The sequence below is a fragment of the Streptomyces sp. NPDC014734 genome, from assembly GCF_043083325.1.
Classification (GTDB): Bacteria; Actinomycetota; Actinomycetes; order Streptomycetales; family Streptomycetaceae; genus Streptomyces.
Window position 1 is genome coordinate 96,164 of the sequence record NZ_JBIBYN010000001.1, and the last position, 15,122, is coordinate 111,285.

Genomic DNA, 15,122 nt, shown 5'->3' on the forward strand with positions numbered 1-15,122 from the left:
CGGGGAAAGGACGAACCGGCCACGACGGCCACCCGGCGACCTGGCGATGGGGGAGCCGAAGTCGATGTGTGCGGGGTGGTCGTCGTGGCCGGGGCGGGGGCGCCGCCGTTCAGACCGCTTCGGCGGTTTCGGGCAGCTGATCGGTGAGGAGGTCGGTGAGCCTGGCGACCTCGGGAATGTCCCCGAAGTCCCTGGCGGCGGTGTCGACGGTCTTGCGGAGCCGGGTGTTGACGCGCTCGGAGCGGATCTTCCTGGCGACTCTCAGCGCCTTCTCGGCCAGCACCGTGGACTGTTCGGGCTCGCGTTTGAGGAGGTGGACGGTGGCGAGGCCGATCAGGTTGAGCGCGTAGGAGCGCTGGTGCTCGTCGTCGTCGCTGAAGAGCTGGACCGCCCTGTTCATCAGCGGTTCGGCGAGCGTGGCGTACGTGGGGCTGCGGCCCGCGACATAGGCGAGGTCGCGGAACGAGTGGGAGTTCTCGCCGTTGAGCTCGGCCTCGGAGAAGAAGCGGATCCAGTCGGGTTCGGGCCCGTCGTCGAGACCCGCGTCCTGGAAGGTGTCCTCGGCCATCCGGATGGCCCGCTTGCACTTGCTGGGCTGGCCCATGTTGGCGTACGCGCGCGCCTCCATCGCGTACAGCATGGCCTGGGTGCGGGCGGTGGCGCAGTCCCGGCTGCCGTACTGCGCGAGGTGGATGAGCTCCAGGGCGTCGTCGGGCCGCCCCAGGTGGATCATCTGACGGCTCATGCTGGACAGAACATACGAACCGAGCGGTTTGTCCCCGGCCTCTTTCGACGCGTGGAGCGCCAGAACGAAGTACTTCTGGGCGGTGGGCTGGAGCCCCACGTCGTAACTCATCCAGCCGGCCAGCTCGGCCAGCTCGGCCGCGCACCGGAAGAGCCGCTTGGCGGTGGCCTCCGGCTGCGGCTCCTGCAGGAGGTCGGTGACTTCATGGAGCTGACCGACCACCGCCTTGCGGCGCAGGCCGCCGCCGCACTGCGCGTCCCACTGGCGGAACATCGCGGTGGTCGACTCCAGCAGATCGAGCTCCGGACCGGAGAGCCTGGAGGGGCGTCGGGCCGTCGCGGACGCGTCGGATTCCGTCGGCGCGGCCGCCGCCACCGGCACCAGCCAGCGCTGCATGGGCTCGACGAGGGCGGGCCCCGCGGCGAGGGCGAGCGAGGAGCCGAGGAAACCGCGCCGGGCGAGCATGAGGTCGCTGCGGGAGAACTCACTGAGCAGGGCGACGGTCTGCGGGCCCGCCCAGGGCAGGTCGACCCCCGCCACGGACGGTGACTGGTGCGCGGAGCGCAGCCCGAGATCCTCCACGGCGACGACGGAGCCGAAACGCTCGGAGAACAGCTCGGACAGGATGCGCGGGATCGGCTCGCGCGGCTGCTCACCGTCCAGCCAGCGCCGCACCCGGGAGGTGTCGGTGCTGATGTGATGGGCACCCATCTGGCGCGCCCTGCGGTTCACCTGTCGCGCCAGCTCGCCCTTCGACCAGCCGCTGCGCGCGAACCACGAGCCCAGTTGCCCGTTGGGGCGCTTACCGGCATTCGAATCGCCTGCGCCGCTGCCACTCACTGGAACGCCCCCATCCCGCCGAATACCGTCGCGATCCCGTTGAACGCCGTCGCGCGAACCTTTATCAGAATGCCCTGTTGCGATGCCGCCCATACGAAGGTTGCGCACGATCGAACAGGAAATCGGATTGCCTCCGGCATACCCGTGGGCGCACATACTTCCATGGTTTCGTGTACCGACGGTAATCCTACGATCACCCTCTCCGCGAGGGCGCCTGCGGAAACGCCACCATTCGCCACCCCTTTGGGCGAACGCCGACGCCACCGCTCGCGATTCACTTGACACACGATCGATCAACGTGGCCGCAGCGATGCATGAACAGGCGCGCGACCCGCGACGCACCACCCCGCGTGCACCGGCGCACCACGGATCACCGCGACGACGGAGTGCCGTGCCTTCGCTCCGTCGTCGTAACCACCGATGAGTCGGACCCGTTGGAGGGGGCATGGGCTTCACGATCGGCGGCATCCGTGAGATGCGCACCGGCTCACGGCGCCGCGGCCGTGCGGCCGAATGCACGGCGGTGGCGGAGTACACGGGACTGTGGGGCTGGGCGGTCGTGCCGGGAGCACGGGCCGCGGCCGGCCGCTGTTCGTGCGGCGAGGAACGGTGCCCCTCCCCCGGCGCCCATCCACTGAAGTTCGTGCCCGAGGTGCCCCCGGGCGCCTCGCTCGACGCCGCGACGGACGTCTGGACCCGGGTGCCGGGCGCCGCCGTGCTGCTGCCGGTGGGCCGCGGTTTCGACGTCCTGGACGTCGCGGAGACGGCCGGGCGCCGGGCCCTGACACGCATGGAGCGCATGGGGCTGCCGCTGGGGCCGGTCACGGTGACGCCGTCCGGGCGGGCCCAGTTCTTCGTGGCGCCCGGCGCCGCCGCCGAGCTTCCGCGTCTGCTGTACCGGATGGGGTGGGACGACGCGGGTCTGGATCTGCGGGCGCTGGGGCCCGGCTGCCACATCACCGCCCCGCCGTCCGACGAGGGAGGGCGGGGACCCGCCCGGTGGCTGCGCCCGCCGGTGCTGGACACCGCGGCCTCGCCGCCGCCGGCCCGGCTGCTGCTGGGCACGCTGGCCTACAGCTGCCATCGCGCGCCGCTCGACGGCTGAGAGCCTGTCGGGTGGCCTTCGACCGGCCAAGGGGCCACCCTGCAGGTTCTCAGGCCTGCCGGGTGACCTTCGACCGGAAAACAGACGCCGCCCGGTGCGCGCCCGTCCGCCCAGCCGCCCCTCGGTGCGCCGCCCCCCGGCCCGACTGCGCGAACGCTCCGACGGTGCGAACGGCGAAGGGCCCGACCGGCCGCGTGTGCGGCGGCGGTCGGGCCCTTCGCCCGGACGCGGAGGAGCGATTCAGTCCCCGATCAGGGCGTCCACGAACGCCTCCGGCTCGAACGGCGCCAGGTCGTCCGGCCCCTCGCCGAGACCGACGAGTTTCACCGGTACGCCCAGTTCGCGCTGGACGGCGACGACGATGCCGCCCTTGGCGGTGCCGTCGAGCTTGGTGAGCACGATGCCGGTGATGTCGACGACCTCGGCGAACACCCGGGCCTGCACCAGGCCGTTCTGTCCGGTCGTGGCGTCGAGGACGAGCAGGATCTCGTCGAGCGGCCCGTGCTTCTCCACGACCCGCTTGACCTTGCCGAGCTCGTCCATGAGACCGGTCTTGGTGTGCAGCCGGCCCGCGGTGTCGATGAGGACGACGTCGGCGCCCTCGGCGATTCCTTCCTTCACCGCGTCGAAGGCGATCGACGCCGGGTCCCCGCCCTCGGGTCCGCGCACGGTGCGGGCACCGACGCGCTCGCCCCAGGTCTGGAGCTGGTCGGCGGCGGCGGCCCGGAAGGTGTCCGCGGCGCCGAGCACGACGCTGCGGCCGTCGGCGACGAGCACCCGGGCCAGCTTGCCGGTGGTGGTGGTCTTGCCGGTCCCGTTGACGCCGACGACCATCACGACGCCGGGGGTGTCGAGACCGCTCTCGGTCTTGACGGCACGGTCGAAGTCCGTGCCCAGGAGGGTGAGGAGTTCCTCGCGCAGCAGCGCGCGCAGCCCTTCGGGGGTGCGGGTGCCGAGCACTCGGACACGCTCCCGGAGCCGCTCCACCAACTCCTGGGTGGGGGTGACGCCGACGTCGGCGGTCAGGAGGGTGTCCTCGATCTCCTCCCAGGTGTCCTCGTCGAGGTTGTCGCGGGAGAGGAGCGTGAGCAGCCCCTTGCCGAGGGTGTTCTGCGAGCGGGCGAGCCGGGCGCGCAGCCGTACCAGCCGGCCGGCGGTGGGCTCGGGTACTTCGAGGGCGGGGGCGGCCGGTGCCTCCGGTTCGACGGCCTCGGGGGCTTCCTCGGCGGGGGCCTCGGCCGAGGGGGGAGCTACCTCCTCGATGGTGCGGCGCGGTTCTTCGCGCGGCGTCTCGGCTTCCTCACCGACATGGGGCTCGGCGGGAGGAGTGATGGTCGGCGTGCTCGGCGGCGCCGGGGGCAGCTGCTTCTTCTTGCGGCCGCTGACCACGAGCCCGCTGATCACGCCGACCGCGACCAGGGCGATGACTACAGCAAGGATGACGAATTCCATAACCCGCCCAGTATCGGTCACGAACGGTGAGGAGTCGCAGAAGGTACGGACCCGTGACCGTACGCGTACGGGTCATCACGGCCGCCCCGGCCCGTCCGGCCCCGGAGCCGGAGGCGGCGACGGACGGCGGAGCGACGCGCCCCTACACTTCTGACGCCGCGTCAGCTAGTGTCCGGCCCGCCGAGTCCGACGGACGAAGAGGACGCGCGTCATGGCCTTCACAGTGGTCCGGTTCAATCTCGTCGATCCCGCCGCCACCCCCGAGTCGCTCTCGGCCCGGTACCGGGCCGCACTGGAGATGGCCGGGTACGCCGACGAGCACGGCATCGACACCGTGCAGACCGAGGAGCACCACGGTGCCGAGAACTCCTGGCTGCCCTCCCCCTTCGTCTTCGCGGGATCGGTCCTCGGCGCCACCCGCCGCATCGCGGTCACCGTCTCGGCGATCATCGGCCCGCTGCACGACCCGCTGCGGCTGGCCGAGGACATCGCGGTCCTGGACCTGCTGGGCGCGGGCCGGCTGATCACGGTGGCGGGCATCGGCTACCGGCCCCAGGAGTACGAACGGGCGGGCGTGGAGTGGAGCAGCCGCGGCAGGCTCCAGGACGAACTCCTGGAGACCCTGGTCCGGGCGTGGACCGGGGAGCCGTTCCCGTACCGGGGCCGTACCGTCCGGGTCACGCCGCGTCCGTACACCCGGCCGCATCCGCCGCTGCTGGTGGGCGGCAGCTCGCGGGCGGCGGCACGGCGGGCGGCACGGTTCGGGCTGCCGTTCTTCCCGAGCGCGCACCTGCCGGAGCTGGAGGCGTACTACCACGAGCGGCGGGCGGAGTTCGGGACGGACGGCTTCTGCATGATGCCGTCGGCCGAGACACCGCTGCTCCATGTGTCCGAGGACCCGGACCGGACATGGGCCGAGTACGGCGGTCACTTCCTGCACGAGGCGCGCACCTACGCCTCCTGGCAGTCCGGGGGCATCCGCTCGGCGGTGCGCTCGGGGGCGACGTCGGTGGCGGAGCTGCGGGACGAGGGGGTCTACCGGGTCGTCACGCCGAAGGAGTGCGTCCGGGCGGCGGGCGAACTCGACAGTCTGGTCCTGCATCCGCTGTGCGGCGGGATGCCGGTCGAGGAGGGGTGGCGCAGCCTCCGGCTGTTCTGCGAGGCGGTCGCGAGCTGACCGCACCCGGCCGGGCGGGCGGGGCGGTCAGCCCATCTCCTCCAGCGCCTTCCCCTTGGTCTCCTTCACGAAGGCGAGCACGAACGGAATCGAGAGCGTGGCGAAGCAGGCGTAGATGACGTAGGTCGCCGACAGGTTCCAGGCGGACAGGCTCGGGAAACTGGCGGTGATCGCCCAGTTGGCGAGCCACTGCGCGGAGGCGGCGACCCCCAGGGCCGCCGCGCGGATCCTGTTCGGGAACATCTCGCCGAGGAAGACCCAGACGATGACGCCCCACGACAGGGCGAAGAAGAGCACGAACACATGGGCCGCGACGAGCGCCACGACGCCCTGCACGTGGGGCAGTTTGCCGCCGACGAGCGGGGCGGAGAAGGCCCAGGCCTCGAAGGCGAGGGCGATGGCCATGCCGGTGGATCCGGCGAGTGCGAGCGGTTTGCGTCCCACCCGGTCCACCAGTGTCATCGCGATGACGGTGCCGATGATGTTGATGATCGACGTGGTGAACGAGTAGAAGAACGAGGCCGTCGGGTCGATGCCTACGGACTGCCAGAGCGTCGCCGAGTAGTAGAACGCCACGTTGATGCCGACGAGTTGCTGGAAGACCGAGAGACCGATGCCGACCCAGACGATGGGCAGGAAGCCGACGCGCCCGCCGAGCAGGTCCCTGAACGTGGACTTGTGCTCCCGGCGCATGGCGGTCTCGATCTCGGCCACCCGGGCGTCGAGGTCGACGTTCCCTCCCTCGACCTCCGCGAGGATCCGGCGGGCCCGGTCCTTCTTCCCGACCGAGATCAGGAACCGCGGCGACTCGGGGATCGCCAGCGACAGCAGCCCGTACAGGGCGGCGGGGACGACCATCACACCGAGCATCCACTGCCATGCCTCCAGGCCGCCGATCCGGCCGCGCTGGTCCCCGTTCGCGATCTGGAGGATGCCGTAGTTGACCAGTTGCGAGATGGCGATGCCGATGACGATCGCCGCCTGCTGGAAGGAGCCGAGACGACCGCGGTAGGCGGGCGGCGAGACCTCGGCGATGTACGCCGGGCCGATCACCGACGCCATGCCGATGGCGAACCCGCCGATGATCCGCCACATCGCCAGGTCCCACAGCGCGAACGGGAGCGCGGAACCGATGGCACTGATGGTGAAGAGCACGGAGGCGATCTGCATGCAGCGGATGCGGCCGATGCGGTCGGCGATGCGTCCCGCCGTGGCAGCGCCGATCGCACAGCCGATCAGGGCGATGGCGATGACCTGGGCGAGGGTCGCCGGACCGATGGCGTACCTGCTGCGGATCGCCTCCACCGCGCCGTTGATGACGGAGCTGTCGTAACCGAACAGGAAGCCGCCCATGGCGGCGGCGGCCGTGATGAAGACGACATGGCCGAGGTGGTCCGGTTGGGCCGCCCGGGCGCCGGACACCGGCCCCCGCTCTGTGCTGGTCACGTGAACTCCTGATGCCGGGCCGCGTCGTCAGGTACGGGAAGAGCGCGCTCCCGCGGGGAGCGCGCTCTTCCCAGTGCCGCACAACTTCCCGGCCTCCACCACTCGGAGGCAGGCCGGGAACCGGACCGGCCTCAGCGCAGTCGCTGACTGATGACCTTGGAGACGCCGTCGCCCTGCATCGAGACGCCGTACAACGCGTCGGCGACCTCCATCGTCCGCTTCTGGTGCGTGATCACGATGAGCTGCGAGCTCTCCTGGAGCTCCTCCATGATCCGGATCAGCCGTTGCAGGTTGGTGTCGTCGAGCGCCGCCTCGACCTCGTCCATCACGTAGAAGGGGCTCGGCCGGGCCTTGAAGATCGAGACCAGCAGCGCCACCGCCGTGAGCGAGCGTTCCCCGCCGGACAGCAGTGAGAGGCGCTTGACCTTCTTGCCCGGCGGCCGGGCCTCGACGTCCACACCGGTGGCGAGCATGTTGTCCGGGTCGGTCAGGACGAGCCGCCCCTCGCCGCCCGGGAAGAGCCGTGAGAAGACGCCCTCGAACTCACGGGCCGTGTCCCGGTACGCCTCGGTGAACACCTGCTCGACCCGCTCGTCGACGTCCTTGATGACCTGGACCAGATGGGCCCGGGTCCGCTTCAGGTCCTCCAGCTGCTCGGAGAGGAACTTGTGCCGCTCCTCCAGTGCCGAGAACTCTTCCAGGGCGAGCGGATTCACCTTCCCGAGTTGCTGATACGCCCGTTCGGCCGACTTCAGCCGCTTCTCCTGCTCGGCCCTGACGAACGGCCTCGGCCGGTTGCGCGGGTCCTCGGGGTCGTCCGGCAGCTCCTCGCCCGCCGCGGCAGGCGACGGCGGGACGAGCTGGTCGGGACCGTACTCGGCGACCAGGCCGGCGGGCTCGACCCCCAGCTCCTCCAGCGCCCTCGCCTCCAGCTGTTCGATCCGCAGCCGCTTCTCGGCACCGAGCACCTCGCCCCGGTGGACCGAGTCGGTGAGCTTGTCGAGCTCGTCCTTGAGCGCGCGGCCGCGGACGCGCTCGGCCGCCAGTTCCCTTTCCCGCTCCGCCTTCCCCGTCTCGGCCACGGCCCGCTCCCGCTCGGCCCGTTCCACGGACACCTCGACGTGGGCGAGCAGCTGACGGGCCCCGGCGGCGACGGCCGAGGCCACCGCCGCCTCGTGCCGCAGCCGGGCGCGGCGCCGCTCGGCGCGGGCCCGGGCCTCGCGTTCGGCGCGGGCCGCCCGGTCGAGGGAGTCCGCACGGCCCGCGAGACCCTTGACCCGTTCCTCGTGGGTACGCACCTGGAGGCGGGCCTCCATCTCGGTCTGGCGGGCGTCGGCCCCATCGGCGGCGAGCCGGTCGCGCACGGAGGTGTCCGGCTCCTCCTCCACCGGCGACTCCTGGGCCACGAGCAGCCGTCCGGCGAGTTCCTCGGCCTCCTCGGTCGCCCGTTCGAGGGCCTCCTGGGCACGGGCCGCGGACGCGGTCGTCCGCTCGGCCTCGCCCGCGGCGCCCCGGGCCTGTCCCGCGAGCCGCCCGAGCTGCTGCGCCACCCCGGACCTCTCCCGCTCGGCGGCCCGGCGCCGCTCCCCCAGTTCCTCGACCCGTCCGGCACAGGTGCGCCGCCGCTCCTCGGCGAGCCGCAGGGCATCGGCGGACTCCGCGCACCGCCCGGCAAGTTCCTCCAGCCGGACGGCCGCCTCGTCGACCGACGCCTGTACTTCGAGGAGGCTCGGCGCCCCGGCGGATCCCCCGTGGGCGAAGTGGGCCGAGAGGATGTCCCCCTCCGCGGTCACGGCCGTCAGTCCCGGATGGGCCGCGACCAGGTCCTCGGCGTCCTCCAGGGTGGCGACGACCACCATGTCCCGCACCAGCCGGCGCACGGCGCCCACCAGTTCGGCGGGGCCGCGAACGAGGTCCGCCACGGGCGGCGGCGACCCGTCGGCGGCCCCGGCCGCACCCGCGACGGAAACCCGCGCGAGGACACGGGCCCCGTCCTCCCCGGCCCGTTCCCGTGCCGGTGCCTGTTCCTGCGCGGGCACCTGCGCGGCGGCGGCCCCGCCAGCCTCATCACCGTCACCGGCGCCACCCGCCGGGCCCACGCCATCAGCCCCGGAACCGGAACCGGAACCACCGTGCTGGTCGGGCACCCCTGCCCGCACTCCGCCCAACAACAGCGCGGCCCGTCCCGCGTCCTGCTTGCGCAGCAGCCGGATCGCCTCCGCCGCCGTTGCCGGATCCGTCACCGCGACCGCGTCCGCCGCGGCGCCCAGGGCGGCCGCCACGGCCACCTCGTGCCCCGGATCCACCGTCAGCAGTTCCGCGGCGGGTCCGAGCAGACCGGACAGCCGGTCCCGCGCGCCGAGCAGCGCGCCCGTACCGTCCTTGCGGCGCAGCCCCAGGGCCAGCGCCTCGTGGCGGGCCGCCATCGCCGCCCGCTTCCGCTCGGCCCCGGTGGCGGTCTCCCGGGCCCCGGAGAGCGCCGACTCCGCCTCCGCGAGCTCCTGCTTCGCGGCGGCGTACCGCTCGCCCAGCTCCGCGTCTCCCGCGTCCAGCCCCTCGACCTCGGCCTTGAGCTGTTCGTACTCCTCCTGGGCGACGACGGCCCGCTCCCGCGCCTCGTCGCGCGAGGCGGCGAGCCGGTCGATCTCGGCCCGGGCCGAAGCGGCCCGGCCGCGGGCCGCGTTGACCTGCCCGCCGAGGCGGGCGAGTCCTTCGCGACGGTCGGCGATGGCGCGGGCGGCATCCCTCAGCCCGCGCTCCTCGGCGGCCAACTCCCCCTCCAGCTCGGCACGGTGGGCGACGGTGTCCTCCAGGGCGTGCTCGGCCGCCTCCAGCGCGGCCGTCAGTTCCGCCTCCTGCTCCCGGATACGGGCGGCCTCCCGCTCCATGTCCTGCGGATCGCGCCCCCGCCGCTCCTCCTCGACGGGGGCGTCGGCGCTCCTCACCCGGGCATCGGCCAGTGAGATCGTGCCGCGCACCCGTTCGGCCGACTGCGACAGCTCGTACCAGGTCTGCTGGGCCCGCTGGAGTCGCGGTGCCAGCCGCCGCACCTCGTCCTCCAGCTCCGCCTCGTACACCAGGGCGGCCTTGAGCTCCGTCTCGGCGGCCTCCCTGCGCCCCTTGAGCGCCGCCTCGTCGGCGAGTTCGCTGTGCAGCGCGGCCCGCAGCCCGACCAGGTCGTCGGCGAGCAGCCGCAGCCTGGTGTCGCGCAGATCGGCCTGGATCACCGCGGCCCGGCGCGCCACCGCCGCCTGTCTGCCCAGCGGTTTCAGCTGCCGTCTCAGTTCGTCGGTCAGGTCCTGGACGCGGGCCAGGTTGGCCCCCATCGCGTCGAGTTTCCGCAGCGCCTTCTCCTTGCGCTTGCGGTGCTTGAGGACGCCCGCCGCTTCCTCGATGAACGCGCGTCGTCCGGACGGGTCGGCGTGGAGCACGGAGTCCAGTCGGCCCTGGCCTACGATCACGTGCATCTCGCGGCCGATACCGGAATCCGAGAGGAGTTCCTGGATGTCCAGGAGCCGGCAGGTGTCACCATTGATCTGGTATTCACTGCCGCCGTTGCGGAACATGATCCGAGTGATCGTCACTTCCGCGTACTCGATGGGCAGTGCGCCGTCGGAATTGTCGATCGTCAAAGAGACTTCCGCCCGCCCGAGCGGCGGCCGGCCGGTGGTCCCCGCGAAGATCACGTCTTCCATCTTGCCGCCGCGCAGGGATTTGGCGCCCTGTTCCCCCATCACCCAGGAGAGCGCGTCCACCACATTGGACTTTCCCGACCCATTGGGGCCGACGACACACGTGATACCTGGTTCGAACCGCAGAGTCGTGGCGGAGGCGAACGATTTGAAACCACGCAGGGTCAGGGCCTTGAGATGCACGCCGCCGGACTCTACCTTTTCGGTCTCGGTTTCACCGATGAGGGTGCAGGGCACACCAGACGGTAAGGGAAGGGGTGTACGTCCGGGGCGGTCCCGCGCAGGGCCGACGGGCCGATCGGCCTCGATGCCTTCGGGGGAAAGAAATAAGGGACGCCGGAGCGCCCCTTGTGAATCCTGCTGCGTGTTGCGCGTGCGATCTCGTTCGTACGGCGGCACACGACGGACCGAGGACATGTCACCTGGGTGACAGATCAAGAACTGTGATCTTCAGTGATCCGGCGACGATCCGGGTGATGATCTCGAAACGGCTGACGCGAGCAGCCCGACCGGCCCGAGGGCCATTCGGTCAGGTGAGCGCCGGCTCCGCCCGAGGTACGTCGATGTCCATGGTGTCGAGCAGCGACTCTTGGTGCTGGGCGGCGGCGTTGAGCGCGTCGTTCTCGTGCTGAATCCGTACGAGTTCGGATTCGAGGTCCTGCACGCGCTGCTGGAGCCGTCGCATCTCGGCGAGGAGTCGCGGGTCGGAACCGCCGACGTAACCGAGAAGCGCCTTTGCCATGATGGATGGTCCTCCACACTGAGTGACCGACCGATGCGGTGTGGGTCGTGAGGGAATCGCACCCGCGGCGCTCGACATCGCTCTTCATTCACTGCTGTTCTGCTGCCGAACAGCTCTGCCGAACAGCTCGGGTGCGCGGGGATTTCAGCGTCTCACCAAAAAGTTTGACGGTCAACACGATCACGCCCTGTAGAGCCGGGCGGCCCGGGGGCGCGCGGCCCAATGATCGAGCGGCGCGACTCTCCTGCGGGCCCTCGGGGGCGTGGAGATCATCCTTACCGCCGCAGCCTGACATGCCGACCGATTCTTGGCAACCACTCGGACATTCCGCAGGTCATTTCATGTGTACGCGGCCGTGCGCATCCTCCCGTCACCGCCCGCCACCCATCGAACACGGATCGAACAAATTCCCCGGAAAGATCGCGAACCGGGCCGGATCAACGGATCGCGAAGCCGTCATATCCACCGCGCGGCGTGTCCCATATCTCAGTGACTCCGTCCACGCGCCCGGGTGTGTCGTCCGAGCGCAGCCACTCCAGCAGGCGGTGGCAATTCTCACGCCGCCCCTCGGCCACGACCTGCACCCTGCCGTCGTCGAGGTTGAGGGCGAACCCGGTGAGCCCACCGATCTCCAGGGCGTTCTCCCTGGTGAACCACCGAAATCCCACTCGCTGCACCCGGCCGCGCACCCACGCCGTGAGTCGTACGTCTTCGTCCATGCCCGAACGCTAACGGCCCGGGGAGCGAGAGGGGGCGGAGCGAGCCCGTCCCGCTCCTGCTCCCCGGGCCGTATCCGTCCGATCGCCCGTGGAGCACCTCCTGCCGGAGGGCCATGGCGTACAGTCCGATCGCACATGATCTCACTCCAACGGGTGAGGTGTGTTGACGCCGGAGGCGGCGTCCAGACCGTCGGAAGGGCTCAGCACATGGGACGCCACAGTCGCTCCGCCGTGACCCCCACCGTTCAGGGCCGCGCCGCGGAGGACCCGGCCCACCGGCGGGCCCGCCATGGGAAGCGTTCCGGCGCGCCCGTTCGCACCGGGCTGATCGGGGTGTCCGCCGCCCTCGCCGTCGGAGCCGTGGCCGTCGCCTCGGGGCTGCTCCCCGGTGGTGACGGCCATGCGATCGGGGGCGCCTCGCCCGCCGACCGGGTGCGCACCGGGGCCGGCCCGGACCAACGGGACCGGGACGACTCCACAGCCTCCCCCACCGACCGCTCCGGCACGGCCGCCGACCGGGGCACCGGGCGCACCGACGGGCCGACGAAGGCGGGGTCCCCCGCCGGGTCCCCGTCGTCCGGTCCTCCCACCGGGGCGCCCGCCGGACACACGGCGTCCTCCCGCTCCCCGGCCTCGGCCCCCTCCTCGGCGGGCGGCACGGGAAGCGCCCCGGCGGCCTCGGGTAAGTCGTCGGCCGCGTCGCACGCCCCCGGCTCGTCCGCCCCTGCCGCCCGCAGGTCCACGGCCGCTCCGGCCGTCACCTCGGCCCGGGCGGCCGTGCTCGCCCTGGTCAACCAGGAGCGTGCGAAGGTCGGCTGCAGCCCCGTGACGGCCGCCGCCCCGCTTGCCTCGCTCGCCCAGGACTTCAGCGCGGACATGGCGGCCCGCGGCTTCTTCGACCACACCGATCCCGACGGCCGCTCCCCCTGGGACCGCGCCTCGAAGGCCGGGGTGCGGGGGCTCGGCGGCGAGAACATAGCCCGCGGCCAGGCCGACGCGGCGGCGGTGATGGACGCCTGGATGCACAGCGACGGCCACCGGGCGAACATCCTCAACTGCGACTTCAGGACGCTCGGCGTGGGTGTGCACATCGGCCCGGGCGGCCCCTGGTGGACACAGGACTTCGGCTACTGAGATTCCCGCAGACCGCGGAAGGACCGCATGAGCCGGAGACGGTACGTGGCCAGAGGTGTCCCGGGCGGGTACCGCGTCTGGGACAACAAGGGGCGCCGATGGTGGGGCGATCACTACGAGCTCTGCCCCGATGATCTTCTCGTGGAGCTCAACGGCGACGCCGACCACGCGAGGATCACGGCTCTCCTCAGGAGGTACCGGGCGCTGAAGCGCTGAACCGGCGGAGCCGGGGCGCCTCGCCGGGCCCGTGTCAGGACCCCGTGCGCGGCGGTCGCTGACAGCGTGGGCAGTAGTAGCTGGAGCGGTTCATCCACGCCCGGCGGCGCATCGGCGTGCCGCACCGGTGGCAGGGCTCGTCCTCCCGTCCGTACGCGTCCAGCGAGCGGTCGAAGTATCCGGACTCGCCGTTCACGTTGACGTAGAGGCTGTCGAAGCTGGTGCCGCCCTGGTCGAGCGCCGCGTTCATCACGTCGCGGACGTGGCCGAGCAGCTCGGCGGACTTCGGGCGGGTCAGGGTCGCGGTCGGCCGGTCGTAGTGCAGCCTGGCGCGCCAGAGCGCCTCGTCCGCGTAGATGTTGCCGACCCCGCTGATCAGCGACTGGTCGAGCAGGGCGCGCTTGATCGTCGTGCGGCGCAGCCGCAGGGCGGCGTGGAACGCCGCGTCGTCGAAGGCCGGGTCCAGGGGGTCGCGGGCGATGTGCGCGATGGTGTCGGGCAGTCCGTCGGAGGTGTTCCCGTGGACCGAGAGGCCCCCGAAGGTGCGCTGGTCGACGAAGCGCAGCTCGGTGCCGAGCGCGTCGTCGAAGCGGATCCTGACGCGCAGGTGTTTCTCGTCGGCCGCGTCCTGCGGCTGCACGAGGAGCTGGCCGCTCATGCCGAGGTGCCCCAGCAGCGAGCTGGACGCGTCGTTCAGCGGCACCCACAGGTACTTGCCCCGGCGCATGGCCGTCCCGAGCCCTGCACCGCGGAGCCGGGCCGCGAAGTCCACGCCGCCCGCGAGATGACGGCGGACGGCACGCGGGTGCAGTACCTCGACGTCCGCGACCGTACGGCCGGAGACCCAGCGCTCCAGTCCCCGCCGGACGACTTCGACCTCGGGCAGCTCGGGCACGGCGTCGCTCCTGGGACTGGACGGAAGGGGGCGGCGAAAAGAACCGCCCGACCGGTGGACCGGTGGGACGAAAAGAATATCCGGGCAGGGAAAACCCCCCGGTGCGCGGGGCACCGGGGGGTTCTCGGGTCAGGCCGGAGCGACGTCCGCGGACGACGACGGGTCGGCAGGGGTGTCGGCGGCCCCTCCGTCGGCGACGGCCTTCGCCGCCGTCTCCCGCGCTTCCGCGGCGGCGCTGATCTCGCGCCAGGCGGACTCCGCCGCCTGCTGCTCCGCTTCCTTCTTGCTACGGCCGGTGCCGGTGCCGTACGAGACACCACCGACGCGAGCGGTAGCAGTAAAGGTCTTCTCGTGGTCCGGGCCGGTCTCCGTGACGAGGTACTCGGGGACGCCGAGGCTCTCGCTCGCGGTGAGCTCCTGGAGACTGGTCTTCCAGTCCAGGCCGGCACCGAGGTTGGAGGACCTGTCGATCAGCGGGTCGAAGAGCCGGTGAACCAGCTCCGAGGCCGCGTCGAGGCCCTGGTCGAGATAGACCGCGCCGAGCACCGCTTCGAGCGTGTCGGCGAGGATGGACGCCTTGTCCCTGCCACCCGTGCCCTCTTCACCGCGGCCGAGCCGGATGAACGAACCGAGTTCGAGGCCGCGGCCCACTTCCGCAAGCGCACGCGAGTTGACCACCGCGGCCCGCAACTTGGCCAGTTGGCCTTCGGGCAGGTCGGGGTGGGTTCGGTACAGCGTGTCCGTGACCACCAGGCCGAGCACCGAGTCCCCGAGGAATTCGAGCCGCTCGTTGGTGGGCAGACCGCCGTTCTCGTACGCGTACGAGCGATGGGTCAGCGCACGCACCAGAAGGGCGGACTCAAGGTGATACCCGAGCCGCCCTTCCAGAAGCGTGTGGGACGAGGCTGTGTTGACGTTGTCTGCCTGCTTCTTGCCGTTGGACAACTCAGACATCGAGC

Annotated in this window: 12 protein-coding genes; 4 read left to right on the forward strand and 8 right to left on the reverse strand. The window is 71.6% G+C overall.

Features of this window, described 5'->3' with window-relative positions; translation table 11 throughout:
* Positions 1-109 precede the first annotated feature (109 nt).
* The gene (locus ACF1CT_RS00495) at positions 110-1,585 is read right to left on the reverse strand and encodes a hypothetical protein (RefSeq protein WP_391781531.1); all 1,476 of its coding nucleotides are present in this window, start codon (positions 1,583-1,585) and stop codon (positions 110-112) included.
* Between the two features lie 445 nt (positions 1,586-2,030).
* Here ACF1CT_RS00495 and ACF1CT_RS00500 point away from each other — a divergent pair, with 445 nt between their 5' ends.
* A complete protein-coding gene (locus ACF1CT_RS00500) occupies positions 2,031-2,690 on the forward strand; it encodes a bifunctional DNA primase/polymerase (protein ID WP_391781532.1) in 660 nt (219 codons plus the stop codon).
* 240 nt (positions 2,691-2,930) lie between these two features.
* On the opposite strand, the gene ftsY is transcribed toward ACF1CT_RS00500, so the two are convergent.
* Positions 2,931-4,142 carry a signal recognition particle-docking protein FtsY gene (ftsY, locus tag ACF1CT_RS00505; protein WP_391781533.1) on the reverse strand — a complete coding sequence of 404 codons (1,212 nt, stop codon included), beginning with the start codon at positions 4,140-4,142 and terminating at the stop codon, positions 2,931-2,933.
* 211 nt (positions 4,143-4,353) lie between these two features.
* On the opposite strand from ftsY, the gene ACF1CT_RS00510 reads away from it, so the two are divergent.
* Positions 4,354-5,319 carry an LLM class flavin-dependent oxidoreductase gene (locus tag ACF1CT_RS00510; RefSeq protein ID WP_391781534.1) on the forward strand — a complete coding sequence of 322 codons (966 nt, stop codon included), beginning with the start codon at positions 4,354-4,356 and terminating at the stop codon, positions 5,317-5,319.
* Positions 5,320-5,346: 27 nt separating this feature from the next.
* Here ACF1CT_RS00510 and ACF1CT_RS00515 read toward each other — a convergent pair whose 3' ends face one another.
* From ACF1CT_RS00515 to ACF1CT_RS00530, 4 genes are all read right to left on the reverse strand, one after another.
* Positions 5,347-6,765, reverse strand: a complete 1,419-nt coding sequence (locus ACF1CT_RS00515) for a sugar porter family MFS transporter (protein ID WP_391781535.1) — start codon at positions 6,763-6,765, stop codon at positions 5,347-5,349.
* Positions 6,766-6,896: 131 nt separating this feature from the next.
* Positions 6,897-10,640, reverse strand: coding sequence for an AAA family ATPase (locus tag ACF1CT_RS00520; RefSeq protein ID WP_391781536.1), 3,744 nt, complete (start codon positions 10,638-10,640; stop codon positions 6,897-6,899).
* Between the two features lie 346 nt (positions 10,641-10,986).
* A complete protein-coding gene (locus tag ACF1CT_RS00525) occupies positions 10,987-11,199 on the reverse strand; it encodes a hypothetical protein (RefSeq protein ID WP_391781537.1) in 213 nt (70 codons plus the stop codon).
* 437 nt (positions 11,200-11,636) lie between these two features.
* The gene (locus tag ACF1CT_RS00530) at positions 11,637-11,918 is read right to left on the reverse strand and encodes an acylphosphatase (protein WP_391781538.1); all 282 of its coding nucleotides are present in this window, start codon (positions 11,916-11,918) and stop codon (positions 11,637-11,639) included.
* Between the two features lie 207 nt (positions 11,919-12,125).
* Between ACF1CT_RS00530 and ACF1CT_RS00535 the strand changes: the two genes are divergently transcribed.
* Both ACF1CT_RS00535 and ACF1CT_RS00540 read left to right on the forward strand, forming a co-directional pair.
* Positions 12,126-13,052 carry a CAP domain-containing protein gene (locus ACF1CT_RS00535; RefSeq protein ID WP_391781539.1) on the forward strand — a complete coding sequence of 309 codons (927 nt, stop codon included), beginning with the start codon at positions 12,126-12,128 and terminating at the stop codon, positions 13,050-13,052.
* Between the two features lie 27 nt (positions 13,053-13,079).
* Positions 13,080-13,268: a hypothetical protein gene (locus ACF1CT_RS00540; protein ID WP_391781540.1), complete on the forward strand. Its 189-nt coding sequence runs from the start codon at positions 13,080-13,082 to the stop codon at positions 13,266-13,268.
* A 34-nt stretch (positions 13,269-13,302) separates the two neighbouring features.
* Here ACF1CT_RS00540 and mutM read toward each other — a convergent pair whose 3' ends face one another.
* Together mutM and rnc are read right to left on the reverse strand one after the other, a co-directional pair.
* The gene (mutM, locus tag ACF1CT_RS00545; protein ID WP_391781541.1) at positions 13,303-14,163 is read right to left on the reverse strand and encodes a bifunctional DNA-formamidopyrimidine glycosylase/DNA-(apurinic or apyrimidinic site) lyase; all 861 of its coding nucleotides are present in this window, start codon (positions 14,161-14,163) and stop codon (positions 13,303-13,305) included.
* Between the two features lie 129 nt (positions 14,164-14,292).
* On the reverse strand, positions 14,293-15,117 hold the full coding sequence (gene rnc / locus ACF1CT_RS00550) for a ribonuclease III (RefSeq protein WP_391781542.1): 825 nt from the start codon (positions 15,115-15,117) through the stop codon (positions 14,293-14,295).
* Positions 15,118-15,122 lie beyond the last annotated feature (5 nt).

What these genes read in the sequence shown, in the direction of transcription:
- ACF1CT_RS00500 (WP_391781532.1), top strand. Translation starts at nt 2,031, where the DNA reads ATGGGCTTCACGATCGGCGGCATCCGTGAGATGCGCACCGGCTCACGG.
- ftsY (WP_391781533.1), bottom strand. Translation starts at nt 4,142, where the DNA reads ATGGAATTCGTCATCCTTGCTGTAGTCATCGCCCTGGTCGCGGTCGGC.
- ACF1CT_RS00510 (WP_391781534.1), top strand. Translation starts at nt 4,354, where the DNA reads ATGGCCTTCACAGTGGTCCGGTTCAATCTCGTCGATCCCGCCGCCACC.
- ACF1CT_RS00525 (WP_391781537.1), bottom strand. Translation starts at nt 11,199, where the DNA reads ATGGCAAAGGCGCTTCTCGGTTACGTCGGCGGTTCCGACCCGCGACTC.
- ACF1CT_RS00530 (WP_391781538.1), bottom strand. Translation starts at nt 11,918, where the DNA reads ATGGACGAAGACGTACGACTCACGGCGTGGGTGCGCGGCCGGGTGCAG.
- ACF1CT_RS00535 (WP_391781539.1), top strand. Translation starts at nt 12,126, where the DNA reads ATGGGACGCCACAGTCGCTCCGCCGTGACCCCCACCGTTCAGGGCCGC.
- ACF1CT_RS00540 (WP_391781540.1), top strand. Translation starts at nt 13,080, where the DNA reads ATGAGCCGGAGACGGTACGTGGCCAGAGGTGTCCCGGGCGGGTACCGC.
- rnc (WP_391781542.1), bottom strand. Translation starts at nt 15,117, where the DNA reads ATGTCTGAGTTGTCCAACGGCAAGAAGCAGGCAGACAACGTCAACACA.